Genomic DNA, 26,385 nt, shown 5'->3' on the forward strand with positions numbered 1-26,385 from the left:
GTTCTTATTTCTACAGCTAGATAGCTGAGGAAATTAACGGCTATTACATCATGCCGCCCATTCCACCCATTCCACCCATGCCACCCATATCAGGCATACCACCAGCAGACTCATCTTTTGGTGCTTCAGAGATTGCGCAATCAGTTGTCAACAACAAGCCAGCAACAGAAGCAGCATTTACCAATGCAGTTTTTGTTACCTTAGTTGGGTCGATAACACCTTGTGCAACGAGGTCGCCGTATTCACCAGTAGCTGCGTTGTAGCCGTTATTGCCTGTACTTGCTTGTACTGCATTAACAACCACACCAGCGTCTTCACCAGCGTTACTAACGATCGTACGCAATGGCTCTTGCATAGCGCGCAATACGATGCTGATACCAGCGTCTTGATCGGCGTTATCGCCTTTCAAGCCCTTGATACCTTGCATTGCACGAATCAAGGCTACGCCACCGCCAGGAACAATGCCTTCTTCAACAGCTGCACGAGTTGCGTGCAATGCGTCGTCAACACGAGCCTTTTTCTCTTTCATTTCTACTTCAGTAGCAGCACCAACACGAATCACTGCAACACCGCCAGCCAACTTGGCTACACGCTCTTGCAATTTTTCTTTGTCGTAGTCACTAGTAGCTTCTTCGATCTGAACACGAATGTTCTTCACGCGAGCTTCGATTGCTTTAGCATCGCCAGCACCGTCAATAATGATGGTGTTTTCTTTGCCTACTTCGATACGCTTCGCTTGACCTAGGTGCTCAAGGGTAGTTTTCTCGAGTGTGAGGCCGATTTCTTCAGCAATTACTGTGCCGCCAGTCAAAATTGCAATGTCTTCCAACATGGCTTTACGACGGTCACCGAAACCAGGAGCCTTAACAGCACAAGTCTTGATGATGCCGCGGATGTTGTTCACAACTAAAGTTGCCAAGGCTTCGCCTTCAACATCTTCTGCAATGATCAACAATGGACGACCAGACTTTGCTACTTGCTCAAGCACTGGGAGCAAATCACGGATGTTGGCAATCTTCTTGTCAAACAAGAGAACGTATGGGCTTTCCAATACGGCAACTTGCTTTTCTGGTTGATTGATGAAGTATGGAGAAAGGTAACCGCGGTCAAACTGCATACCCTCAACCACTTCAAGCTCGTCTTCTAATGACTTACCATCTTCAACAGTGATAACGCCTTCTTTACCTACTTTTTCCATTGCCTCTGCAATGCGCTGACCAATACTGTGGTCGCTGTTTGCAGAAATAGAGCCTACTTGAGCGATTTCTTTAGTGGTAGTGCAAGGCTTGCTGATTTTTGCGAGTTCTTGAATAGCGGCTGCAACAGCCTTGTCAATACCACGCTTTAGGTCCATTGGATTATGGCCTGAAACAACATACTTCATACCTTCGCGAACGATAGACTGCGCCAATACAGTAGCGGTAGTTGTACCGTCACCAGCGATGTCAGCAGTTTTAGAAGCAACTTCCTTAACCATCTGCGCGCCCATGTTCTGGAGCTTGTCTTTGAGTTCGATTTCTTTTGCTACGGATACGCCGTCTTTAGTAATCGTTGGTCCACCGAATGAACGCTCGATTACTACGTTGCGACCTTTTGGTCCCAAAGTTGTTTTCACTGCATTAGCAAGAATATTGACGCCTTCGACCATTTTGGTGCGGGCGTTATCTCCAAATACAACGTCTTTTGCTGCCATGATTAAATTCCTCTCTTAAATACCGAAATTACTTCTGTACAACAGCCATGATGTCGTCTTCACGCATCACGATGAGTTCTTCGCTGTCAACTTTTACTGTTTGACCTGCATATTTGCCAAACAACACGCGATCGCCTACTTTGACGTCAGGTGCGTTTAATTTGCCGCTGTCATCGCGTTTACCTGGGCCAACTGCCAATACTTCACCTTGATCAGGTTTTTCTGCAGCAGCGTCAGGAATGATGATTCCGGAAGCAGTTTTTGATTCTTGATCTAAACGCTTGATGATTACGCGATCATGTAAGGGACGCAAATTCATCTCTTCTCCTATGTTAGTAAGTGTTAACTATTTAAATAAACTATATAAATCAATGCTTTATAATCTCTTCACACGGAAGCCAAGGGTTATTTACGAATAAATTACCTTTTTAGCACTCGCATGTAGGGAGTGCTGATTATATAGGTCTGATTCCCGGGATTTCAAGGGCGGATCACCATAAATTCTTTAAGGATTTAACCCTTTTTTTATAATAGGGACAGGCTGGTAGGACAATTCCTACAGATAAATCAGCCCAAAGCCCTTACCGCTCCAATCCGTCCTGCCTAGACTGGATAGTCACCGATTGGAGAATGCTGATGAGCCCGAAATCCCGGCTGTACACGCTTGTAAAGGCATGGAAGAACAAACCCTTCCAAGAAGTACGAGACGCCTGTGGCGACCCCTGGCTTGGCCTGAGTAGCCAAGCTATTGAAGAACACCAATCCTGGTCTAAACGACAAGCGATTAGTCATGAACCCATTTTTAACTGCAAGGGAACAAAACTGACAGGATCTTTATTTAGACCATTACTGACTGCTTCTGACATGCAACTTCTACGCCTTTTTATGGAGGGTTTAGACACCATCGCCTATTGGTATCGCAGTGGTCGCTTTATTCCTGGCATTTTGCCAATACCAACCCATGCCATAGCCTCAAGCAGCTACGTGGATGCCATGAGTGAACTCGTTCTGAACTCACGGCTACCAGTGGGATTGGTAAGCATTGGTATTCAAACCATCCCTGAGCCTGATAGCGCCGATGCTTGCAAAGAAGGATTGCTGCGTTTACGACGGCTTGGCGTATTGCTACATTTCATTACATTCACCGGAAGCATTGAAGAGCTGCAATGGATCACAGAGATGCAATTGGAAGGCGTCCATATTGATATGAGTCAGATACGTGAACGTGAGCTGGAACGCGATGTGCTTTCCCGACTCAGGCAATCGCCCTACTCACCAATACAAATTTATGCCAGCAATATTGGGTTGGTAAAGGATTTAGAAAACGCCTCCACTCTGATTGCCGACAATTCTTATGGCGGCCTCATGATGTCGCCCGTTAGCCGTCATCAGATGCTTCAGATTAACGATAGCCGTATCGCTAAAGCCATTTTTTCGCTGCACCCTCATCAAAACCCAAACCAAAACGGAGACAAGTAATGAGAAAACGCGTGATGTTGGTAGATGACCATCCGGCAATGCTGATGGCTCTTAAAAGTATGTTGCAGGACCAGTTGCTGTTTGAGATCGCAGGACAAGCTCAGAATGGCGAGGAGTGCCTTAGGTCCATGAAAGAGGTGAACCCCAATATGGTGATCCTTGATCTAGATATGCCCAAAACGGATGGCTTTGATGTCATCCGCCGAATTGGGTTGATGTACCCAGATGTGCGGATGCTTGTACTGTCGAGCATGGATGAAGCAGTCTATGGCGGCAGGGTGCGCTCATTAGGTGGGCATGGCTTTGTAAACAAAACTGCAGGTGCAGATGTCATCCTAGCCGCATGCGTTGCCATATCCCAAGGCTATAACTTTTTCACTCATGGAAAAAATGGCAATAGCTCATTAAGTGACAACGATAAGCTTGCGTTAATTTCTGATCGTGAGTTACAGGTCATGAAATATCTGGGCAAAGGTAACTCCAATCAACAAATCTCTGAAATGCTGCATATCAGCAATAAGACAGTAGCTACTTATAAAACCAGAGTCTTTGACAAGCTGGGCATTAACAATATTGCAGACCTTATATTGTTCTGTCGCATGAACAACATTATCGAGAACTAATTTAGGATGCGTCGGTCCATCATCCGTATTGCCCTGTTTATCCTATTGAATGGGATATTAGGCAATACCTATGCGAACTTACTGAACTCAGCAGAGCAACGGTGGATCGATGCCCATCCCGTAGTACGTTTTAGTATTCATGAAAAATATGCACCTTACTTAGATGTTAATGAAGAGGGTGAGTCTGGAGTTTTTCATGGCTTTCTAAAAAAGCTCAGTGAATTTACCCAACAAGAGTTTTTACCGAAGTGGCGAAAGAGCGATCAGGAGGGACTCCGGCAACTCGCAAATGGAGAGGTGGATTTCATCATTGATCCGCCCGCTGTAGATGAAGAGCATTTGAAGTTTGGCTCCTTGTCTGAAGCAATCTTTTGGGGGCATGACGCCATTCTGACAAAGCGGTCAAAAAACGATGCTCCTATTGAGCTAATTAATATCGCCTACTTTGACCGTGGCTTTGAAAACCCACCAATACCAAATCATCCCCAAGCCAGCGTATCCGGTCATGCAGAAAAATTGGTACTCGATCTTCTCAAAAATGATATTGAAGCACTTATCTTGCCGCTTCGCCTTGCGCAACAACTCATGCAGAAATTAAACGTAGATCAATTAAAAATTGATGGGCTATACAGCAGAGAGCCTTTCGAATATCGCTGGCTTATCTCCAATCAAGATGAGGCTTTGCATGGGGTACTTGGGCAGTTTCTCAATAATCTTGATCCAATCGCAACACGAGATCTTTTTAATATCCACGTATCTACTTTTGAAAGAGGCCGCCCATCTGCACCCAACCATTTACCTTGGCTCTCCACTTTGGCAATACTAGTGATAGGCTCTACCTTGCTTTGGCGCATGCATCAGAGGCAAACACTTCAAAAACAAGAAGCGAAACATCTTATTTCATCGAAAGAGCAGGCAGAAAATGCAAACGCCGCAAAGTCTGCCTTCCTAGCCACCATGAGCCATGAAATTCGTACACCAATGAATGCTATTTTGGGAGTGCAGGAGTTATTACTGAGCAGCCCGCTACCTATAAATGAAAAAACTTTGCTCAAGAGCGCACACTCATCAGCAGAATCTCTTTTAGGAATCTTGAATCAAGTTCTGGATCTCTCAAAAATAGAAGCCGGCAAGCTCACACTCAACATTCAACCTTGCAATCTCAATGCTTTGATTGATGATATCGATTCTGCGTTTTCAACAGTTGCGTATAGACAAAATCTCAAACTTCACACCTCTAAAGATCCTCGCATTGCAGAGGTCTTATTGCTAGATTCATTACGTCTACGGCAAATACTGCAGAACCTGATTAGCAATGCTATTAAATTCACCGAACATGGTGAGATTTATTTCTCTATTAGCGTGCTGGCAGATGACCACGCGGGACAACTGATTGAATTCAGAGTCATTGATACTGGTGTTGGTATGGGTACAGAAGAAATTGCCATAGCACTCCAAGCCTTTGAGCAAATTCCAGGCAATACCGAACAAGCAAATGGAACTGGGCTTGGCCTTACAATTACCAACCACCTAGTTACCTCGATGAATAGCCAACTCTACTTTGAGAGCGCGCCTGGCTTTGGTAGCAATATCCATTTTTGCGTTGCGTTCCCACGTACGAGCATTGCCGCAACCAGAACCTCTAAATCTGAACATAGCAATATATCTAGAAAGCTAGTCTCCAAGCATGCTCATAATAATGAGCGCCTATTACAAGCCTTAGTTGTTGAAGATCATCCCGCAAGCCGCCAAATTATCTCGCTTCAACTTCAGGCCCTAGGCATTGAAGTATCAGTTTGCGATAACGCCACCACGGCTCTGGATCTCATCAGTCAAAAGTATTTTGATCTTCTGCTCACTGATCAATCAATCCCAGGCATGCAGGGTTCAGAGCTTGCCAAGCACATACGCAATACAGGTAATGAAGAGCTCATCATCATTGGTATTACTGCAGATATCTATGCGCTAGACTCACGCCATGATTTTTTGGAAGCAGGTATGAATGGGGTCTTAATCAAGCCTTTAAGTCTCATGACTTTGGAGAATGAGCTTTCTCGCTATTTTCAAGCTGAGGAATCAACTGAGACTACAACTCACACCAGAGATCTGGAGGAGTATTCATTTGACGCCTTCGGAAGTCTCCTCAGAAATAGCCCAGAGTATATTTTGGTCATCTTGGAAGAAATTAAAAAAGTGCATGATGAGACCCTCTTCGCCCTAAGAAATGAAGTCGTAGATGAAGATGCCTTCAGAAGCATGGTTCATAAAGTCAAAGGAGGGGCACAGCTCCTCAATGCCAAAAACTTTACTAGAGAATGCGAAGCTCTAGAGCAAGGGAAGAATTCAGATACTCAAATTACCGCCTTTATTCAATTGCTGGAGAACCAAAACCAAATCATTAGAAGGTATCAATCTCGACATGCAAAGCTTTAATCTTTGATGAGGTAGGTTTATCCTATGGAAGATGCATTTTTATCTTCCTCGCCCATCTGCTTTTATTGCAATCATCTTTTGGTTGGCTAGCACTTTAGCCTTTGCCGGCGAGACTGCATCCCCAGCACTTCCACCATCCGTAGTGAGTAGCCTTGAGCGCAATCAAATTCCTCTTGATGCGGTGAGTATTTCAGTTGTGGAGATCGAATCTGGTCGCCTCGGAAAGAATACAGCCAAGAAAGTTTTAGATTGGCGTGGCGGCGACCCAATGAACCCTGCCTCTACTATGAAGCTACTCACTACGCTCTCGGGTTTAGATATTTTGGGCCCACAGTATCGTTGGCGCACTAATGTGTATACCGACGGCATCATTCGCCAAGGGATATTAAAAGGCAATCTCTATTTGCAAGGTACGGGAGATCCAAAACTCGTTCCGGAAGAGTTAGCAAAGATGATGAAAGACCTACAAGGTCTAGGCATTCAGAAGATTGATGGCAATCTATTCTTTGATCGCAGTGCTTATGCGGCCAGTGTCATGGAGCACAACACCATTGATGGTGAAGCTTTACGTGCATACAACGTTCCGCCAGATCCCTTGCTCTATGCCTTTAGAACACTTTCGTTTCAGCTTGGTAAGTCACGTACAGCGGACTTTATTGACATTACTTACACACCCCCCCTCTCCCAGTTAAAGGTATCCAACCAAATGCAGCTGGTTGATCGCTCATGCGATAACTGGAAGAGTGGTATTCGTTTTAATTTAGATCCAGAAGTTGCTAGCAATACCGATCAGCCTTTGACTGCCCAGTTCTCTGGGGCATTCCCAAACTCCTGTAAGGGGGTAAACTTTAATGTTGTCGCGCTTGATGCCAATACCTTTTTAACGCAAGGCTTTGCTGCCGCCTGGGAGTTGGCTGGTGGTAGCTGGGTACAAGCGCCTATCGGCAAAGATGGCTCAGTTCCTTTAGCCGCTCGACTCCTATTGCAATTTGAAGGCAGCAAACTTGCCGATGATGTTGTAGATATCAACAAGTACTCCAATAACGTCATGGCCCGCCAAGTTCTTTTAACTTTGGCCCTAGATAAAATGGGCAAACCTGCAACTACTGACAATGGTGAATTAGTGATTCAGAGTTGGCTCAAGCAAAATGGTTTGGATTTTCAGGGGCTGGTGATTGAGAATGGCTCCGGGCTATCTCGCAATGAGGCGATCTCTGCAAGTCAGATGAATCAACTCTTGCTCACTGCTCGTAATTTACCGGTGGGTGATATTTTTTATAACAGTCTACCTATTGCAGGAACTGATGGCACGATGCGTCATCGCTTAATGGTTCAACTACGCAAGTTTTTACATCTCAAGAAAAAACCAGAGGCCAGAATTAAAACAGGCTCTCTTGCAGATGTACGAGCCATCTCAGGCTATGTAATGAGCAAATCTGGAAAGATGTATGCAGTGACTTCATTCATCAACCACCCCAATGCTTGGAGAGGTCTTGAGGCGCATGATCAGTTGCTATCGTGGCTGCTTGAAGATGGACCAGAACCAAAGCATGCGCGCTGAAGACGGTCTCTAACGCCATCCCACTCCTCGCCCGCTGGCGGTTCAGGGAATAAAATTAAATCCCAGCCTTGCTGATCTAAATCACGCAAGGAACGATATAGCCGACTCGCAAATGCACCGCTATCACTTGGAACCTCAACCTCTTCAAAGTGGGCCGAAGGATGTCCATCTTCACTTAAGGAGGATTCGGAGTCCCATACCGCCACAGCAACACGCGATTTAATATCTGGATATTCACTCAAGGCATCCAAGACACGACCTGGGGCATATAGGCGCAAAGGTGTGGTTGGCGCGTAATGGGCTTTGAGACTCCCTGATACCTTAGGAAGATCATTTACCACTTGGTCATCCTTTAATTCTCCAGGCCGATAAACCTTCACACCCGTCTTGGCAAAAATTTCAGTTGGAGTGATCGCACCGGGTCTGAGCAGCACAGCCTTATCGCCAGATGACAAATCAATGATGGTTGATTCGATACCAACTTCACAATCGCCACCATCTAAGACCATTAAATCCAACATACCCTCGAACTCATTACGGACATCGGCAGCACTGGTTGGCGATACCTTGCCAAAGCGATTGGCTGAAGGCGCTACAACTCCACCTTTAAATTTACGCAATAACTCTTGAGCAATAGGATGGAAAGGAGCCCGAATCGCTACCGTATCTTGGCCGCCAGTCAGCTCATTTAAAACACTCTTATCTTTCTTGAAAACCAAGGTTAATGGCCCCGGCCAAAAAGTATTAATAAGCTTTAAGGCCTCCTCGGATAAGTCTCTTACCCATGGTGCTAATAGCGCAACCCAATCGACTTGGGTTTGATCGAACTTATCTGGGGCAGCTAAGTGAACTATTAAAGGGTGATTTGATGGGCGGCCCTTAGCCGTGAAGATTTTCTTAATCGCCTCGGGATTCTTAGCATCTGCGCCCAAGCCATAGACTGTCTCAGTCGGAAAAGCGACCAAACTGCCGTCACGCAAGCTTTGTACTGCTTCATTAATCACCGCTGATATTTGCAGTGGGGTACTGTCTGCGGACATTTCTAGGGCTCGATCCCTAATTCAGTGGCAACAGCTGCACAATTTTTGCGAGCTTCATTAAGAGTCTCACCCAGGCAGTTAATATGACCCATTTTTCTACCAATACGTGGCGCAGATTTGCCATAGAGATGCAATTTCGCATCAGGATGGGCCAGCACTTTATTCCAAGCAGGCTCTTTTGGTTGGTCTTCACTACCCTCAAACCAAAGATCACCCAATAAGTTCAACATCGATACAGGGGCAAGTTGGCGGGTATCGCCTAATGGCAATCTAGCCATTGCCCTAACCTGCTGTTCAAACTGGCTACTCACACAAGCATCCATAGTGTAGTGGCCAGAGTTATGTGGACGCGGGGCGATTTCATTAGCTACGATATCGCCGCTCTTTAGCACAAAGAACTCCACACAAAGAACACCAACGTATTCGATCTTTCGAATGAGCGCCTTGGCTGCATCAATGATTTTCTTTTCTTGGGCAGGCTTTAATGAAGGCGCCGGCACAGTCGAGGTATGCAAAATACCATCGCGATGAATATTTTGAGCTACTGGATAAGCCACTACAGCGTCATCATAGCCACGCACCACCAAAGCCGACACTTCAAAATCCAGTTCCATGCGCTTTTCTAAAACACAAGGTACGCGCCCGAACTCATTCCATGCGGTAGTCAATTCTTCTACACTATAAACAGTCGCCTGACCTTTGCCGTCATAGCCCATGCGTGCAGTCTTTAAGATTCCCGGAAAGAGATCCTTTGGGATATGGGTAATATCAGCTTCATGCTCAATCACAAAATTGGGAGCTGGACCAATATTAGTTTCTGACTTCCAGGTGGCTAAAAAATTTTTCTCAGCAATACGATTTTGGGCAAGAGAAACGCAACTGCTACGCGGCGCCACAAACACACCTAAAGACTCCAACTCATCTAAAGCTTGAGCGGGAACGTTTTCAAATTCAGTACTCACTGATGAACACAGCGCAGCCATCTCTTTTAAAGCGGCACCATCAGTGTAATCGGCTTGAATAAATTTTTCGGCAATAGAGCCTGCAGGACTATCAGATCCAGGGTCGAGCACACAAACCTTGTAGCCCATTGCTTGAGCGGCCTGAGTAAACATCCGCCCTAATTGACCGCCACCTAAAATCCCTAAATACGAACCCGGCAAGATGGGCTCCATACGATCTGCCATGTAATTAATATCCCGGCAAATTCATTGAACGTGCTGCATCAGACTGCTTGGCACGGAAATCTTCCAAGCGTTTAGCTAATTCAGCATCATGCAAAGCTAAACCTGCAATCACATGCAAGGCAGCATTCGCTGCACCGGCTTCACCTATCGCAAAAGTTGCAACTGGAATACCTTTAGGCATCTGCACAATAGAGAAGAGAGAATCTTCGCCACGCAAATATTTACTGGCAACAGGTACGCCATAAACAGGCACAATCGTTTTTGATGCGAGCATGCCTGGCAAATGGGCTGCACCACCTGCTCCAGCAATGATCGCCTGCAAGCCATTGGCTTGGGCTTCTTCTGCGTACTGAAACATATCGTCTGGCATACGGTGAGCGGAGAGTACTTTTGCCTCGTGAACAATGCCAAATTGCTCAAGCATTTGAGCGGCGTGCTGCATGGTGTCCCAATCTGAATTGGATCCCATCACTATTCCGACGATTGGCTTCTTGCTCATTTACCTCTCCAAATGCCTTATAACTATTAAGAGCTCTATTATCCCTGACTTAGGAAGTCTCAGTAAGTCGGGTTAGCGCTTCACGATACTTTTGGGCCGTCTTATCAATCACATCTGCTGGCAATTGTGGCGCAGGGGCTGTTTTAGGCCATAACTTGCCATCCACCATAGCGGTTTCAAGCCAATCACGCACAAACTGCTTGTCATAAGAAGGTGGGTTCGAGCCTACATAGTAGGTCTCTGCCGGCCAAAAACGAGAAGAGTCAGCCGTTAGGATTTCATCCATTAATACCAGCTGGTCATTGGCATCCAAGCCAAACTCAAACTTAGTGTCGGCAATGATGATCCCGCGAGTAGCAGCGTATTCAGAGGCCTCTTTGTACAAGCGAATACTGACTTCACGAATTTGATTGGCTAACTTTTCACCAATGATTTCGATGACTTTTTCAAATGAGATATTTTCATCATGCTGACCAAACTCCGCTTTAGCTGCAGGAGTAAAAATAGGCTCAGGTAATTTCTGGGCATTCTCCAAGCCTTCCGGTAAAGCAATGCCGCAAACCTTGCCAGTTTCTTTATAGTCTTTCCAGCCGCTACCAGCTAAATAACCACGAACCACTGCTTCAACCAAAATTGGCTTCAAACGCTTAGCTACCACTGCGCGACCTTTGACCTGATCGACCTCATCAGCAGCCACTACTGTGGCTGGATCAATGCCAGTTAAATGGTTAGGAATCACTGCGGCTAATTTAGCAAACCAAAAATTAGCCATTTGATTGAGAACTACACCCTTCTCAGGAATGGGCTCGCCCATCACCACGTCAAATGCAGAAAGACGGTCAGTAGTAATCATCAGTAACTTGTCATCATCCAATGCATAAACATCACGCACTTTGCCTTTAGACAATAAAGGTAATGACTTAATAGAGGTAGCGTACAAAGCAGGCATATTTAAATCACTTCACAATTTGGGTTAATTTGCCGCTCTTATATAGCTCAGCCATCTTCTCTAAAGAAATTGGTTTAATTTTGGAGGCCTGACCAGCAGAACCAAAAGCCTGGAAGCGGGCAATGCAGACCTTCTTAGCAGCTTCACGAGCTGGCTTCAAATAATCGCGTGGGTCGAACTTACTTGGATTTTCAATAAAGTAACGACGAATCGCACCAGTCATTGCCAAGCGGATATCTGTATCAATATTAATCTTGCGTACGCCGTTTTTAATGCCTTCTTGAATCTCTTCAACCGGAACACCGTAAGTCTCTTTCATATCACCGCCGAATTCACGGATCTCAGCGAGCAACTCTTGTGGAACACTAGAAGAACCATGCATTACCAAATGGGTATTTGGGATGCGCGCATGAATTTCTTTAATACGATCGATAGCCAAAATATCGCCTGTTGGCTTTTTGGTGAACTTGTATGCTCCATGGCTAGTGCCAATCGCAATTGCTAAGGCATCGCACTGAGTAGCCTTCACAAAATCAGCGGCTTGTTCAACGTCAGTCAGCAATTGTTCGCGAGTCATCTTGCCATCAGCGCCATGACCGTCTTCTTTATCACCTTGCATGGTCTCTAGTGAACCCAACACACCTAATTCAGCCTCAACCGTAACTCCAATAGAGTGAGAGAACTTCACTACTTCTTTGGATACGTCGACGTTGTACTCGTAGCTAGCAACACTTTTACCATCGGCCTCTAAGGAACCATCCATCATCACACTGGTAAAGCCACTCTTAATCGCAGCCATACACACTGCTGGGCTTTGGCCATGGTCTTGATGCATTACTACCGGAATATGCGGATAAGCCTCAACCGCAGCAGAAATCAGATGACGTAAAAATGCTTCACCAGCATATTTACGTGCGCCTGCTGAAGCCTGCATAATGACTGGGGAGTCAGCTTCATTGGCTGCTTCCATAATCGCCGTTACTTGCTCTAAGTTGTTCACGTTAAATGCTGGTAGGCCGTAACCATTTTCAGCAGCATGATCCAAGAGTTGTCTTAAAGATACTAAAGCCATGATGTTCTCTTAATAAATAGTAAGGAGTTTTAAAATAAATCTGTTTTGAATCTTTTTAAATGTGAATTACTTCACATGAATAATCTTGAGGGTGTTGGTACCACCAGGCTCACCCATGGGCTCGCCTGAAGTAAGTACAACGGTATTGCCAGTTTTGACAGCGCCTACTTTTTTCAGGCAAGTCTCTACTTCTTGTAATGCAGTGTCACGATCTTTTGTGTAATCTAAACCGATCGGGGTGACATTACGATAGGTGCTTAATGCCCGCTGTGTAGCAATCTTGGAGGTCAGCGCAAAAATCGGCACGTGAATATTATGACGACTCATCCAAATGGCTGTTGAGCCAGAGTCAGTTAAAGCTGCGATAGCATCTGCATTTAAATGATGAGCGGTAAACAAGGCTCCTAATGCGATTGTTTGGTCAATACGAGTAAAAGTCTGATCTAAGAAGTCAGTGTCAAGCTTCACGCGATCTGACTTTTCCGCCTCAACACAAATCTCCGCCATCGCTTTAATGGTTTGCACTGGATACATGCCAGCAGCAGACTCAGCAGACAACATTACTGCATCAGTGCCATCCAATACAGCATTAGCAACGTCACTGACTTCAGCACGCGTTGGCACTGGAGCGTTAATCATGGACTCCATCATTTGCGTAGCAGTAATCGTAAATTTATCTGCCTCACGCGCCCAAGCAATCATGCGTTTTTGTAATGCAGGTACTGCTGCATTACCCACTTCAATAGCAAGATCGCCGCGGGCAACCATAATGCCGTCACTCTCAGCAATAATGCTTTTGAGTGCTCCTGGTTCAATCGCTTCTGCACGCTCTACCTTAGCAATCGTTCTGACCTTGCCAACGCCATACTTAGCGCTAGCTGCATCTGCTAGCTGACGGGCATAGGCCATATCAGCACCGTCTTTAGGAAAGCTGATCGCCAAGAAATCCACGCCCATTGAAATTGCGGCATCTAAGTCAGCAATATCTTTTTCAGTCAGCGCAGGAGCAGTTAACCCACCACCAGCGCGATTAATGCCTTTGTTATTGGAGAGCGGTCCGCCCTGCTCAACGATAGTAAATATCTCTCCGCCTTTAACGCTATCAACCGTCAGCACCACTAAACCATCATTTAACAAAAGACGGTCGCCTGGCTTTACATCGCCTGGCAACTCTTTGTAATCAAGACCCACTTTAGTTTGATCGCCAAGCTCACAGGCCACATCCAGAGTAAATTTATCGCCCTCTTTCAGGAGAATTTTGCTATCCGTAAATTTACCCACACGAATTTTGGGGCCCTGTAAGTCGGCCATGATGCCTACTTCTTTGCCTACTTCAGCGGAGATGGTTCGGACTAAATCGTGACGCGCTTTATGGTCAGCAACAGTTCCATGAGAGAAGTTCATGCGCACTACATCTACACCGGCACGAATCATGTCACGCAACACTTCAGGCTTTTCAGAAGCAGGCCCTAAGGTTGCAATGATCTTGGTGGCTCTCAACATATTTAGTCTTTCGCTCTTTCAGCAAGCACTGCAAAGGCTGGCAAAGTTTTGCCTTCTAAGAATTCTAAGAAGGCGCCGCCACCAGTAGAGATGTAATCGACTTGATTCTCAATACCGTACTTTGCAATTGCCGCCAAAGTATCGCCGCCACCAGCAATCGAGAAGGCAGGTGAGTGCGCAATCGCAGCGGCCAACATCTTGGTGCCGCCACCAAATTGATCAATTTCAAATACACCTAATGGGCCATTCCAAACAATCGTGCCAGCGTGAGCGAGCATGGTCGATAAGCGCGCAGCAGTCTTTGGGCCAATATCCAAGATCATGTCGTCCTCTGCAACCTGATCTGCAGGTACACGGTTTGCGCGGGCCAACGGAGATAATTCATTGGCAACCACTACATCCTCTGGAATCGGCACATGAGCGCCACGCTTTTCCATGATCTCCATGATCTCTCTAGCTTCGTCTACTAAATCAGGCTCAGCAAGGGATTTACCAATTGGCAATCCTTTGGCCAACATAAAAGTATTCGCAATACCGCCGCCAACAATGAGTTCATCCACCTTCTCAGAGAGCGCTTTCAGAATCGTTAACTTAGAGGAAACTTTAGATCCAGCAACAATGGCGACCAGAGGGCGTTTTGGACTGGCCAATGCGCGACTGAGCGCATCTAATTCAGCAGCCATCAAAGGACCGGCGCACGCTACTGGAGCGAACTTCGCCACACCGTAGGTAGTGGCTTCAGCGCGATGCGCAGTTCCAAATGCATCGTTGACATAAACATCACACAATGCAGCAATCTTTTTCGCCAATTCGTCGCTATTCTTTTTCTCACCCACATTGAGACGACAGTTTTCCAGCAAAACTACCTCGCCTGGATTCACTTCAAATCCGCCATTCACCCAATCACTAATTAATGGAACCTTACGATTCAGCAAAGTAGCAATCCGATCGGCTACAGGCGCCAAACTATCTTCGGGTTTAAATTCCCCTTCGGTGGGACGACCTAAATGCGAAGTCACCATCACTGCTGCCCCGGCATCCAAACACATCTGTACAGCAGGCATCGATGCCCGAATACGCGTGTCTTCTGTAATGTTGCCTGCCTCATCTTGCGGAACGTTCAAATCGGCGCGGATAAATACCCGCTTACCCTTTAATTGACCTGATTGGGCTAATTCACTTAAACGCTTAACTTTAAATAAGGATTCCGGCATGAGTTTTGGTAAATAAGTGGTTTATGGGGAATGTTCCATTCTAAAGGCTGTGGCCCATCCACCCCCAAGGATCGGAGCCGACAGACTGCCCTGCCTGCTCTACAATAAGGACTTAAATGCATTCTGGGCCGGAAGACCAAAAACTGCCAGCCTAGTGCTCTGCTTAAACCGCTTTTACAGATACTTAATAGACACAAAAGGTAAAGAAAATGTCGATGTCCGACCGCGATGGCTTTATTTGGACTGATGGGAAGCTAATTCCTTGGCGCGAGGCCAATATTCACGTGTTAACCCATAGCCTGCACTACGGAATGGGCGTATTTGAGGGTATTCGAGCCTATAAAACCCCCCAGGGAACCGCTATTTTCCGCCTCCCAGAGCATGTAAAGCGCCTTTTTAACGGCACCAAGATCTTCCAAATGAACATGCCTTACAGCCCAGAAGAGATCACCAACGGCATTATTGACGTGGTCAACAGCAATAAGCTCGAAGCCTGCTATATCCGCCCAATTATCTTTATCGGCTCCCAAAAACTCGGAATCTCCCCTAAAGGCAATAGCATCCACACCTCGATCGCCGCCTGGGAATGGGGTGCTTATTTGGGCGAAGATGGCCTAAATAAGGGTATTCGGGTTAAAACCTCCTCATTTACACGTCATTTCGTCAATTCTTCACTCGTTCGCGCCAAGGCGTCGGGCTATTACATCAACTCCATTTTGGCCAACCAAGAAGTGACTGCCAATGGATACGACGAAGCTCTGTTGCTGGATACCGAAGGTTATGTTTCTGAAGGCTCCGGTGAAAACCTCTTTATGGTTCGCAACGGGATTGTGTACACGCCAGACTTGGCATCCTGCTTAGATGGCATCACACGCGACTCCATCATCCAGATCGCCAAAGATCTTGGCTATGAAATTCGTGAAAAACGCATCACTCGCGACGAAGTCTATTCTGCTGATGAAGCGTTCTTTACCGGTACTGCTGCTGAAGTAACTCCAATTCGCGAATTAGATGACCGCACCATTGGTGATGGCAAGCGTGGTCCTATCACTGAGAAAATTCAGAAGACGTATTTTGATGCGGTATACGGCAGAAATGACCAATACAAATCTTGGCTCACTTACGTTAAATAATTTCAGCAATTAGGAAACAGCACATGACTCAAGCTCAAGTGGTTATGGTGGATGGCAAAGATTTACCTTTACATTGCCCCACCAATAAAACTCCAGCATGGAACTCACATCCACGCGTTTTTCTAGACATCACTGAGACCGGTGATGCCAAGTGTCCATACTGTGGCACAGAGTACAAACTCATTCCCGGCACTGAGCCGCACGGTCACTAAGCCTTATCAGCACCTCTTCTTGAGGTGCTGAGTCGGGATACATCAAATGCACGGTATTCTGATCATTGCCCCAAACTGGATTGGGGATGCTGTGATGACTCAGCCATTATTGGCATCCCTCAAAGAGCAATATCCAGAAGCAAACATTGACGTACTCGCCAGCACTTGGGTTGCTCCAATTTATCGCGCTTGCTCTGCAGTACATGAAGTCATCGAAGCTAAGTTTGAACACAAACAATTGCAGTGGGGCTTACGCAAACAACTAGCAAAAGAGCTGGCGACAAAAAAATATCAAGCCTGTTTTGTTTTACCCAATAGTCTTAAGTCAGCACTCATTCCCTGGCTCGCTAATATTCCCTTTCGGGTTGGCTATCGCGGTGAATTACGCTTTGGCTTAATCAACTTATCACTAGATAACCCTAGCAAGTTGAATCGCCCGCCTATGGTGGAGCACTATCTTGCATTAAGCCAACTTCTTAATGAAGAGCAATCTGCATCAACAACAAGCAATCTCGTACCTAAGTTAAATGTATCCGCTACCGCCGATCAATCGGTACAGACCAAATTACTCAATGCCAAGGTTGATCCAGCTAACATCTACGTAATGTGCCCAGGTGCCGAGTACGGCCCAACGAAACGCTGGCCCACAAGTCACTTTGCACAATTGGCGCAAAAACTCATTACTAGCAATTCGCTTAGTCAAATCATTCTTTTGGGTAGCAAAGGCGACCGCGCACTTGCTCAAGAAATTCAGTCCCAGGCAAACCAAGATAGTCACATTCATAACTGGTGTGGAGATACCTCGCTTGATGAAGCTATCGCCCTCATTGGCATGAGTAAAGCGGTTATCAGCAATGACTCTGGGTTAATGCACATTGCAGCAGCCCTCAAAACTCCTCAAGTCGCCATTTTTGGATCAAGCGATCCAGCCCACACCCCACCCTTGTCAGACAAGGCCAAGGTCATTTGGTTAAATCTCCCCTGTAGTCCATGTCACAAAAGAGAATGTCCACTGGGTCACTTAAAGTGCTTAAACGACATCTTGCCAGAACAAGTATTCGCTACACTAAATACATTGCAGCTATAACCCAGGAACAGTAAGCCATGACCAAACTTGCCAGACTCTTTCATAGTGCGGATGATGTTGTCGAGGCATGGCGAGAGGCCTTACGTCATCGCGATGTTCAAGGCGCTCTGGGTATCTGGTTGGATGATGACTCCATTACCTGCGTTCTGCCCGAAGGTCATCGACTAACAGGTCATGCAGAAATTCGCGAGGGTCTAGAGAGATTGCTTGCTAAGCAACCTTTATTTTTAGAGCCTATCGCTTGCATTAGCCATTCGGTTTTAGGTGCTGCTGTATATGACACTACCGAAGCAGTTCATCTGAGAGCTGATCAAGTTGAAGCTGAATTTTTTCTGAACATCACACTCGTACTTCTACAAGACAGTCAAGGCTGGCGCATTGCACACTTGCATGCGAGTCACTCTACCGATGAAACCTTCGACGCTCCATCTACACCCCACGGCCTGCACTAATCATCATGGATGATCAAGTGCTTCGGTCACTCATAAAGTGGCCTAATGTACCTGATTGCTATGGTTGGCTTGCTTTAGATCGTCGTGGTCAATGGCGCATGCGGGATGAGTTCACGCAAAAAAATCAGCTTCCTGGACATGTGATTCAACATGCTGCTCTCAATGAATTCATTATTCGCAACTACGCTTGCGATGAGATAGGCAGATACTTCTTCCAGAATGGTCCGCAACGTGTTTTTATTGCCCTAGATACAACCCCTTGGATAGCGCGAATCATCCCAAGTGAAACCGGTCCGCATCTTACCAATCAATGCCATCAAACTATGGAGCCCACTGCCGCTCTAAGCGATGAGAAAGGTAATATTTATATCGTTAGCACAGTAGATCAAACAATTTATGGCAGCAATAAAAACGACAACAACCAATTTGTTAAAAGAGATAGTCAAACAGTCGCTCTGTTACACGATCACGATCTCGATCATTTTTCTGAGCTAGCTAAGCTACGTGAAGAGGCTTGTAGCTTTGGCGGCTCCTGGAATTGGCAAGGCAAACAACTGCCTCTAGAACCCATTCACTCTGAAGAGCTAGCCTCTCGCTTTAACTATATAGCGCAGCCACAGCCTTAGCCAGGCATCTGCTTGCCTTGCTCCTTGAGCTCATCTTGATACTGACGCTGCATTTCTCGTAAACGAGCATCAATACTCGAGCCCTGATAAAAATCAGCGCCACCTGCTGATCTTGCAATGCGAAGTTGTTCAATCGCCGAGGGCCAAGCACCCTCAAGGGCGTATTTTTCTCCGAGCGCGTAATGACGCATGGGAATATTGCCAGCTTGATCATAGGATTTAGATAGCAGGTTCCACCACACCACTTCATTAGGCTGCGCTCTTGTGCGCGCTTTTAACCAAGCAATCGCATCATTAGTGCGGCCCAGTTTCAAATCAGCATTAATCATGGCGGCACCAGCAGCATACGACTGAGGGTAAGCACGCAAAGTAGCTTGGGCAATTTGCAATGCCTCCTCCCCCCTGCCTTTTGCTAGAGCAAGTTCAGAGGAAGTGATATCCAGGGATAGGCTCTGTCTTTGAATAGGCGACCCTGGTGCACTAGCCTTCTGAGCTAGATTACGGGCTTGCTGCAAATCCACCTCCGCTTGGTCTATTTTTCCTTGACGCTGCGCTATCAAGGCTAGCCCATAAAAACCTTCTAACTGTTTACCAATCGGCTGCTGTTTACTCAAACTCTCAAAGGTATTTTTTAAGTCATACATTCCACTGGACGTTCCAGCCTGCTCCATGCGCGCACGAGCCTTAATGAAATAGAACTCGACTGAGGTAGGTACATTACGCGATGCAACAGTGCGCGCCCTATCTTGCATATCTGCAATACGGTCGGTTGTTAGGGGGTGGGTACGTACGTAAGCAGGGACACCCTTGTCCATAATGCCGGTGGCTTTTTGTAAGCGCTGGAAAAACCCTGGTGCACCATTGACGTCATATCCACTGGCATCCAATATCTGAAAACCAACACGATCAGCCTCACGCTCGGCATCTCTCGAATAAGAGAGTTGATTATTCACTGCCACTGCTTGCCCACCTTGCATCAAACCAGCTCCGGCCTGTGGGTTGCGAGACATTGCCAATGCACCGAGCACCATACCGGCAATGGCAATCATCGTATTGGTTGTTTGCTTATCCATCTGACGCGCTAAATGACGCTGCAATACGTGACCTGTTTCATGACCCATGACAGAGGCGACTTCAGAATCCGATTCAGCACTCACAATTAAACCCGTATGAAAGCCAATAAATCCGCCAGGCAATGCAAACGCATTGATGCTGCTATCTTTAACAGCAAACACCTCAAAGTTATAGGCTCCACTGCCCTGCTCATTAGCGCCACCGAGTTGCAACTTTTTAGCGGCTTGCAATAAGCGGCGTTCCATCTGATTTAAAAAATCGTAGAGCGGCAAATCATTTGAATAGTCAGGATCCGGACGAATCTGGCGCATGATCATTTCGCCATACTTCCGCTCGTCCACTCGACTTAAGGCATCACCCCCAGGATCACCCATATCTGGCAAAACAATGGTGGGCTGACTTTGCATAGTGCTGCGTGTAGGTGCATTAGCAGGGCGCGCATCGGGTGACTGCATTGCCCTGCCGATATTCTGAATGGCGGCTGAATTACCCTCTACCGACACGTCGCCAGCAGGGGTGGCTGCATAAGCAGGAAATCCAGAGCAAGCCAATCCCAACATCAGCTGAACAGCTAAAGTACGGTACAAAAAAGAGGTTTTTGGAGCTGACTTTATGTCTTGCATCTCTATATGGTAAAACTTATCCCATGAACAAACTAACTCATTTTGATGCCAGCGGGCAAGCCCACATGGTAAACGTTGGCGATAAACCCAATACCCACCGTATAGCCATTGCTACAGGCAAGATCACCATGCTTCCCGAGACCCTCAAAATGGTAGAGGCTGGCACTCACAAGAAGGGTGATGTTTTAGGAATCGCCAGAATTGCAGGTATTCAGGCATCCAAGAGAACATCGGACCTCATTCCTTTGTGCCATCCCCTCGCGCTAACTCACGTTAGCCTAGAGTTCCAAACCAATCCAAGTGAAAACAGTATCAGCTGCCAAGTCAGAGCAGAAACCACTGGACCAACTGGCGTAGAAATGGAAGCCCTCACTGCCGTCCAAGTCGCCCTCCTCACAATCTATGACATGTGCAAAGCAATAGACCGAGGCATGGTGATGGGCGATGTCAAACTACTAGAGAAAAGTGGCGGTAAAAGCGGGGAATGGAAGGTCGCTTGAATTCTCCAATTCAACAATAAAAAGCCGCTCATGAAGCGGCTTTTTATTTAGTTCATTATTTACCTATTCTGCATTCTGAAGGCAGTAACTGAGAAATTAAGTTCGTTTCAGTAGACCTACATGACCAACCACCCGCCCAAGTTGCGCCCTCTGGCTTAGACAAATCAATAGGCTTAGGCGAATTTGCATCAGGCTCGTTAGTTGGCACTAAATGAAGTGTATTTTTACCTTCAGGCGCAACACTGACTTGATAGTCAATCGCAATCGCACCCGAGGGTGTGATCTCAATTAACTTAACGCTGCGTGTTGGCGTAAAAGTAAAAGCACCATTCGTTGCATCATCCATGGGAACAGTGCCACGACTTGCAAAAGCCTCTGTCACCGCGAGCTTAGCGCTTGAGGATAAATTCATACCTTCTACAACCCTGCTTCGAGCAATGTAGTCTTGATACTGAGGAACGGCTACCGCAACCAAAATGCCAATGATGGCCACAACCACCATCACCTCAATTAAGGTAAATCCAACTTCTTCCTTGTTTTCTAGTTTTTGAATATCTTGAATCTGCATATTTTCTAGCTCCCGGGGTCAAATGCCTCATCATCCAGTCTAAACCTTTAATCCTCAAGATATTCAGTCGTAAAAAAAGCCAGCTTTTATCGCTGGCTTTTCTGATTCAGAAGAAGGCTGAAGAAGCTTATGCTTTAGCGCGATTCTTTTTCTTCAAATAGGTACCAAGCAAGATCACAATAGCAACTCCAATGCCCTCAAAAATCATGTGAGCATCTTCCATTGCACCTTGAATAGAATCTTTGATTGCCGGGTCTTCAACCAACATACCGCCGGCCAATAGACCCAATAAACCAGCACCCAAAGTAATGATGACTGGGAAGCGATCCATCACCTTTAAAAGCATAGTGCTACCAAAGATGATCAACGGGATAGAAAGACCAAGACCAATGATTAAAAGGGCTAAACGAGTTTCTTCTGGACCCTTTTGAGCAGCGGCAGCTACGGCAATAACATTGTCCAGACTCATAACCAAGTCCGCTACCAATATTGTGCGTATCGCTCCCCAGATATTGGAGTGGCCATCCATCTCAGCTTCATCATCGCTATCGGCCAATAATTGCACACCAATGTAGACCAGTAAAATAGCGCCAACGATTTTTAGATAAGGAAGGCTGAGGAGTTGTACCGCAGTGATTGTCAAAACAACACGCAAAATAATGGCTGCTGCACTACCCCAAAAGATCGCTTTCTTTTGTTGATGGGGCGGAAGATTGCGTGATGCAAGCGCAATTACAACTGCGTTATCACCAGATAACAAGATGTTAGCAACAATGATTGACAAAAGTGCAGCCCAAAATGCTGGGCCTGAAAATACTGAAAAATCCATGAGTCGTCTCCCTACGTTATTTTTATGTTTTAACTGCTGACACTACAAAAAAGGATGCTGTTTTATCAGCATCCTTTTCCTTATTGCTTAATTACAACATTGCCTTTAGTAAAGCAGCCATTTCTGAAGGATTCTTCGTTACCTTGAAGCCACACTCTTCCATTACAGCAAGCTTGGCATCTGCAGTATCCGCACCACCAGAAATCAAGGCACCTGCGTGACCCATACGCTTGCCTGGAGGCGCTGTTACGCCGGCAATAAAGCCAACTACCGGCTTCTTCATATTGTCTTTGCACCAGCGAGCAGCTTCGGCCTCGTCTGGACCGCCGATTTCACCAATCATGATCACGGCATCAGTCTCCGGATCTTCATTGAACATTCTCATGATGTCGATATGCTTTAAGCCATTAATTGGGTCGCCACCAATACCAACTGCTGTGGACTGACCTAAGCCAATAGCCGTCAACTGACCAACCGCTTCATAAGTCAATGTACCGGAACGGCTAACAACACCAATGCGGCCTTTCTTATGAATATGGCCAGGCATGATGCCGATCTTGAGTTCGTCTGGAGTAATGATGCCTGGGCAATTAGGGCCCAGCAACAAAGTCTTCTTGCCACCAGCAGCTTCTTTAGCGTGCATCTTGTTACGCACTTCAAGCATGTCGCGTACTGGAATGCCTTCAGTGATGCAGATCACAAAGTCGAGGTCAGCTTCGACAGCTTCCCAAATCGCAGCAGCAGCACCAGGAGGCGGAACATAGATAACAGAAGTGGTTGCACCAGTTTGCTGAGCAGCCTCTTTAACAGTCCCATAAATAGGAATATTAAAAATAGACTCGCCCGCTTTTTTAGGATTTACGCCAGCAACAAAACAGTTTTTACCATTTGCGTATTCCTGACATTTTTCAGTATGGAACTGACCGGTCTTACCAGTAATACCTTGTGTAATGACTTTGGTGTTTTTATTGATCAAAATAGACATATTGAAATTCCTGGATTATTTGTTTTTGGCAACAGCGGCAACTACCTTGGTAGCAGCTTCAGCCATTGAATCAGCGCTAATAATTGGCAAACCAGAGTCTGCAAGAATCTTCTTGCCTAGCTCTTCGTTTGTACCCTTCATGCGCACAACCAAAGGTACCGTTAGGTTGACTGCTTTACATGCAGTAACAACGCCGTCAGCAATCACATCGCAACGCATAATGCCGCCGAAGATGTTTACCAAAATTGCTTCAACACTCTTGTTCTTCAACATGATCTTGAATGCTTCGGTTACCTTTTCCGCTGTAGCACCGCCACCAACGTCCAAGAAGTTTGCTGGCTCGCCACCGAACAACTTAATAGTGTCCATAGTAGCCATCGCCAAGCCTGCGCCATTCACTAAACAACCGATATTGCCATCCAATGAGATGTAAGCGAGGTCGAATTTAGAGGCTTCGATTTCAGCGGCATCTTCTTCATCGATATCGCGGTAAGCAACGATTTCTGGGTGACGGAACAATGCGTTTGGATCAAAGTTGAACTTCGCGTCCAAAGCCTTGATTTTGCCGTTACCTTCAAGAATCAATGGGTTGATCTCAACCAATGAAGCATCGGTATCCCAGTAAGTCTTGTATAAGTTCTTAAATACATCGCGTGCCATTGGAATAGAAGCTTCTGGAACACCAATTCCTTTAGCAACAATATCGCAATCCGCATCTGTCAAACCAACCATCGGGTCAACAAATACTTTAATAATTTTTTCTGGATGAGATTCAGCTACTTCCTCAATATCCATTCCGCCTTCGCTTGAAGCCATGATCACATTCTTCTGTGTTCCGCGGTCTGTAACGATACTGAAGTAATACTCTTTTTTAATATCAGCGCCATCTTCAATGAGAAGGCGATTGACTTTTTGGCCTTCTGGTCCAGTTTGATGTGTCTTAAGCTGCATGCCCAAAATTTCAGAAGCGTATTTTTTCACTTCATCCATGCTTCTTGCCAATTTCACGCCGCCGCCTTTACCGCGACCACCAGCATGAATCTGCGCCTTTACAACCCATACTGGGCCACCGAGTTTTTCAGCAGCTTTCACCGCCTCATCAACACTGAATGCAGGAATGCCGTTAGGAACTGGCACATTAAATTGGCGAAGAAGTTCTTTGCCTTGGTACTCGTGAATTTTCATAATTACTCCGAAACGGTATCTTTTTTAGCAAGCGATGAGGATTAGTTAAACCGATGTTGCCTTGATCCCATACTTACTCTAGAAATAGCTAAATTAGCCAAATATGAATAAATGCGAACGGCTTGACCGACTCCATTAGTCTAGCATGCTGCAATGCCGCAAATTGACCCTGCGGATCCGTAATTGCCCTAATCCGGGCTTTGACCGCCAATCACTTTTGCCACCACTTCTGCGCCAAAACCCTTGGAAGCCAAAAAGCGATATTGACGAGCTCGCTCCTTTTGGTCCTGAGCGCGTATGCCGTATTTCCTGGTCCAGAGATCGAAGGCACGCTGAAACTCAGTCTCCCTTAGAGCTCCAAGCAGCTTGGCTGACTGCTTGGCATCCACCCCAGCCCTGTCGAGTTCATCAGCAATCTTTCTCATCCCGTAGCGCTCACTACGGCGGCGAACCAGCGCTTCAGCAAAACGCTCATCAGACAACCAACCCCTTGCCTCAAAGTCGTCTAAAACCGCTTCAATCTGAGAATCTCTGGATTCAGGCGTTTGCTCAGCCTGCTCACCACCTAATTTGCCCCATCTTGCCTCTGATTCTGCCAACTTTGCGGCTAAGCCTTTGCGACTGTATTCTCGCTGCGACAAAAGGCGCAAAGCCCGAGCTTTGAGACTCGGGCTTTGTTTGACCTTCTGATTACTGCTTAACTCTTGCATCGAATTATTCGACTTCCTCTTCCTCGCTCAGCACATCCGTTACTACTGCTGAACCAGATTTAACGCCTAGTTTCTCGCGGATTTTTGCTTCGATATCTTTAGCAATGGCTGGGTTCTCTTTTAAGAACTCGCGCACATTGTCTTTACCTTGACCAATACGATCACCGTTATAGCTATACCAAGAGCCTGACTTTTCAACGAGGTCAGCTTCGACACCCATATCAATGATTTCGCCTTCTCTAGAAATGCCAGCACCGTACATGATGTCAAAGATTGCTTCGCGGAATGGAGGAGAAACTTTGTTCTTCACAACCTTCACGCGGGTTTCATTACCAACAACCTCATCGCCTTTTTTGATACTACCGATACGGCGGATGTCTAAACGCATAGAGGCATAGAACTTCAGCGCATTACCACCAGTAGTGGTTTCTGGAGAACCAAACATCACACCAATCTTCATACGAATCTGGTTAATGAAGATCACAGTCGTGTTGGTACGCTTGATGGCGCCAGTCAACTTACGCAAAGCTTGACTCATCAAACGGGCTTGCAAGCCTGGTAAAGAATCGCCCATATCGCCTTCGATCTCAGCCCTCGGAACCAAAGCAGCAACAGAGTCGATGACGATTAAATCAATAGAACCTGAGCGAACTAATGCATCTGCAATTTCTAATGCTTGTTCACCAGTGTCTGGTTGAGAAATCAACAGATTATTTACATCCACGCCGAGGCGTGATGCGTACTGCACATCTAATGCGTGCTCTGCGTCAATAAATGCGCAAGTGCCGCCAAGCTTTTGCATTTCTGCAATCGCATGCAATGTCAAAGTGGTTTTTCCAGAAGATTCTGGACCGTAGATTTCAATCACGCGACCACGGGCAAGACCACCAACTCCAAGAGCGATATCCAATCCGAGTGAACCACTAGACACCACCTGAATATCTTGGCTAATTTCGGCATCGCCCAATCTCATGATGGAGCCTTTGCCAAACTGTTTCTCAATTTGTGCCAGTGCTGCAGTTAATGCTTTTTGCTTGTCTCCGCTCATTCCTTCAAATTCTGAAGAGGCTGATTGCTTTTTGTTATCCAAGGCCATTTTTTATTCCCTTTTCGCTATGTACTGGGCTTTTTCCCGAAGTTTTATCTAC

26 protein-coding genes are annotated in these 26,385 nt (G+C 46.2%); 9 read left to right on the plus strand and 17 right to left on the minus strand.

The window, feature by feature from the left end:
* Positions 1–43: 43 nt before the first annotated feature.
* The 3 genes from groL to FD963_RS10425 form a co-directional block, all read right to left on the minus strand.
* Positions 44–1,693, minus strand: a complete 1,650-nt coding sequence (groL, locus tag FD963_RS09010) for a chaperonin GroEL (protein WP_215320974.1) — start codon at positions 1,691–1,693, stop codon at positions 44–46.
* A gap of 28 nt (positions 1,694–1,721) precedes the next feature.
* Entirely contained in the window at positions 1,722–2,012 is a 291-nt protein-coding gene (locus tag FD963_RS09015; RefSeq protein WP_072582790.1) for a co-chaperone GroES, read from the minus strand.
* Positions 2,013–2,624: 612 nt separating this feature from the next.
* Complete coding sequence (locus tag FD963_RS10425) at positions 2,625–2,816, minus strand: DUF6525 family protein (RefSeq protein WP_371818505.1); 192 nt, start codon at positions 2,814–2,816, stop codon at positions 2,625–2,627.
* 355 nt (positions 2,817–3,171) lie between these two features.
* On the opposite strand from FD963_RS10425, the gene FD963_RS09025 reads away from it, so the two are divergent.
* Genes FD963_RS09025 through dacB form a run of 3 tightly spaced genes read left to right on the plus strand, consistent with a single transcriptional unit; the run spans position 3,172 to position 7,789 of the window.
* Positions 3,172–3,795 (plus strand): response regulator transcription factor, encoded by a 624-nt coding sequence (locus FD963_RS09025; RefSeq protein ID WP_215362083.1) that lies wholly within the window; start codon positions 3,172–3,174, stop codon positions 3,793–3,795.
* A 6-nt stretch (positions 3,796–3,801) separates the two neighbouring features.
* Positions 3,802–6,228 (plus strand): ATP-binding protein, encoded by a 2,427-nt coding sequence (locus FD963_RS09030; protein ID WP_215362085.1) that lies wholly within the window; start codon positions 3,802–3,804, stop codon positions 6,226–6,228.
* A 31-nt stretch (positions 6,229–6,259) separates the two neighbouring features.
* On the plus strand, positions 6,260–7,789 hold the full coding sequence (dacB, locus tag FD963_RS09035) for a D-alanyl-D-alanine carboxypeptidase/D-alanyl-D-alanine-endopeptidase (RefSeq protein WP_215362087.1): 1,530 nt from the start codon (positions 6,260–6,262) through the stop codon (positions 7,787–7,789).
* Here dacB and FD963_RS09040 read toward each other — a convergent pair.
* From FD963_RS09040 to FD963_RS09070, 7 genes are all read right to left on the minus strand, one after another.
* Complete coding sequence (locus FD963_RS09040; protein ID WP_215362089.1) at positions 7,735–8,829, minus strand: L-threonylcarbamoyladenylate synthase; 1,095 nt, start codon at positions 8,827–8,829, stop codon at positions 7,735–7,737. The genes dacB and FD963_RS09040 overlap by 55 nt on opposite strands.
* Before the next feature lie 2 nt (positions 8,830–8,831).
* Positions 8,832–10,016, minus strand: a complete 1,185-nt coding sequence (locus FD963_RS09045) for a 5-(carboxyamino)imidazole ribonucleotide synthase (RefSeq protein WP_215362091.1) — start codon at positions 10,014–10,016, stop codon at positions 8,832–8,834.
* Positions 10,017–10,020: 4 nt separating this feature from the next.
* Positions 10,021–10,515, minus strand: coding sequence for a 5-(carboxyamino)imidazole ribonucleotide mutase (gene purE, locus FD963_RS09050; RefSeq protein ID WP_215362093.1), 495 nt, complete (start codon positions 10,513–10,515; stop codon positions 10,021–10,023).
* 49 nt (positions 10,516–10,564) lie between these two features.
* A complete protein-coding gene (locus FD963_RS09055) occupies positions 10,565–11,464 on the minus strand; it encodes a phosphoribosylaminoimidazolesuccinocarboxamide synthase (RefSeq protein WP_215362095.1) in 900 nt (299 codons plus the stop codon).
* A 7-nt stretch (positions 11,465–11,471) separates the two neighbouring features.
* Positions 11,472–12,536 carry a class II fructose-bisphosphate aldolase gene (fba, locus tag FD963_RS09060; protein ID WP_072582781.1) on the minus strand — a complete coding sequence of 355 codons (1,065 nt, stop codon included), beginning with the start codon at positions 12,534–12,536 and terminating at the stop codon, positions 11,472–11,474.
* A 66-nt stretch (positions 12,537–12,602) separates the two neighbouring features.
* Positions 12,603–14,039: a pyruvate kinase gene (pyk, locus tag FD963_RS09065; RefSeq protein ID WP_215362097.1), complete on the minus strand. Its 1,437-nt coding sequence runs from the start codon at positions 14,037–14,039 to the stop codon at positions 12,603–12,605.
* A 2-nt stretch (positions 14,040–14,041) separates the two neighbouring features.
* Positions 14,042–15,253 (minus strand): phosphoglycerate kinase, encoded by a 1,212-nt coding sequence (locus FD963_RS09070; protein WP_215362098.1) that lies wholly within the window; start codon positions 15,251–15,253, stop codon positions 14,042–14,044.
* A gap of 209 nt (positions 15,254–15,462) precedes the next feature.
* Here FD963_RS09070 and FD963_RS09075 point away from each other — a divergent pair, with 209 nt between their 5' ends.
* The 5 genes from FD963_RS09075 to FD963_RS09095 are packed head-to-tail and all read left to right on the plus strand — an operon-like array spanning position 15,463 to position 18,763.
* Positions 15,463–16,386, plus strand: coding sequence for a branched-chain amino acid transaminase (locus tag FD963_RS09075; RefSeq protein ID WP_215362100.1), 924 nt, complete (start codon positions 15,463–15,465; stop codon positions 16,384–16,386).
* Positions 16,387–16,409: 23 nt separating this feature from the next.
* Positions 16,410–16,598: a zinc-finger domain-containing protein gene (locus tag FD963_RS09080; RefSeq protein ID WP_215362102.1), complete on the plus strand. Its 189-nt coding sequence runs from the start codon at positions 16,410–16,412 to the stop codon at positions 16,596–16,598.
* A 46-nt stretch (positions 16,599–16,644) separates the two neighbouring features.
* Positions 16,645–17,685 (plus strand): lipopolysaccharide heptosyltransferase II, encoded by a 1,041-nt coding sequence (gene waaF / locus FD963_RS09085; protein ID WP_215362104.1) that lies wholly within the window; start codon positions 16,645–16,647, stop codon positions 17,683–17,685.
* Positions 17,686–17,702: 17 nt separating this feature from the next.
* Positions 17,703–18,137, plus strand: a complete 435-nt coding sequence (locus tag FD963_RS09090) for a nuclear transport factor 2 family protein (protein ID WP_215362106.1) — start codon at positions 17,703–17,705, stop codon at positions 18,135–18,137.
* A gap of 5 nt (positions 18,138–18,142) precedes the next feature.
* Positions 18,143–18,763, plus strand: coding sequence for a DUF2946 family protein (locus FD963_RS09095; RefSeq protein WP_215362108.1), 621 nt, complete (start codon positions 18,143–18,145; stop codon positions 18,761–18,763).
* On the opposite strand, the gene FD963_RS09100 is transcribed toward FD963_RS09095, so the two are convergent.
* Positions 18,760–20,460: a M48 family metalloprotease gene (locus FD963_RS09100; protein ID WP_215362110.1), complete on the minus strand. Its 1,701-nt coding sequence runs from the start codon at positions 20,458–20,460 to the stop codon at positions 18,760–18,762. The genes FD963_RS09095 and FD963_RS09100 overlap by 4 nt on opposite strands.
* Before the next feature lie 23 nt (positions 20,461–20,483).
* Here FD963_RS09100 and moaC point away from each other — a divergent pair, with 23 nt between their 5' ends.
* Positions 20,484–20,960 (plus strand): cyclic pyranopterin monophosphate synthase MoaC, encoded by a 477-nt coding sequence (gene moaC / locus FD963_RS09105; RefSeq protein ID WP_215362112.1) that lies wholly within the window; start codon positions 20,484–20,486, stop codon positions 20,958–20,960.
* Positions 20,961–21,015: 55 nt separating this feature from the next.
* Here the strand turns inward: moaC and FD963_RS09110 are convergent, their stop codons facing one another.
* From FD963_RS09110 to recA, 6 genes are all read right to left on the minus strand, one after another.
* On the minus strand, positions 21,016–21,528 hold the full coding sequence (locus FD963_RS09110) for a pilin (protein ID WP_215358612.1): 513 nt from the start codon (positions 21,526–21,528) through the stop codon (positions 21,016–21,018).
* A 127-nt stretch (positions 21,529–21,655) separates the two neighbouring features.
* Positions 21,656–22,357, minus strand: coding sequence for a TerC family protein (locus FD963_RS09115; RefSeq protein ID WP_215362114.1), 702 nt, complete (start codon positions 22,355–22,357; stop codon positions 21,656–21,658).
* Between the two features lie 91 nt (positions 22,358–22,448).
* Positions 22,449–23,342 (minus strand): succinate--CoA ligase subunit alpha, encoded by an 894-nt coding sequence (gene sucD, locus FD963_RS09120; protein ID WP_072582760.1) that lies wholly within the window; start codon positions 23,340–23,342, stop codon positions 22,449–22,451.
* A 15-nt stretch (positions 23,343–23,357) separates the two neighbouring features.
* Positions 23,358–24,527: an ADP-forming succinate--CoA ligase subunit beta gene (gene sucC / locus FD963_RS09125; RefSeq protein WP_011903667.1), complete on the minus strand. Its 1,170-nt coding sequence runs from the start codon at positions 24,525–24,527 to the stop codon at positions 23,358–23,360.
* Positions 24,528–24,715: 188 nt separating this feature from the next.
* Positions 24,716–25,237: a recombination regulator RecX gene (gene recX / locus FD963_RS09130; protein ID WP_215362115.1), complete on the minus strand. Its 522-nt coding sequence runs from the start codon at positions 25,235–25,237 to the stop codon at positions 24,716–24,718.
* Positions 25,238–25,241: 4 nt separating this feature from the next.
* Positions 25,242–26,327, minus strand: coding sequence for a recombinase RecA (recA, locus tag FD963_RS09135; RefSeq protein ID WP_370624865.1), 1,086 nt, complete (start codon positions 26,325–26,327; stop codon positions 25,242–25,244).
* Between the last annotated feature and the right edge of the window lie 58 nt (positions 26,328–26,385).

The sequence above is a fragment of the Polynucleobacter sp. JS-JIR-II-50 genome, assembly GCF_018687895.1.
Lineage (GTDB): Bacteria > Pseudomonadota > Gammaproteobacteria > Burkholderiales > Burkholderiaceae > Polynucleobacter.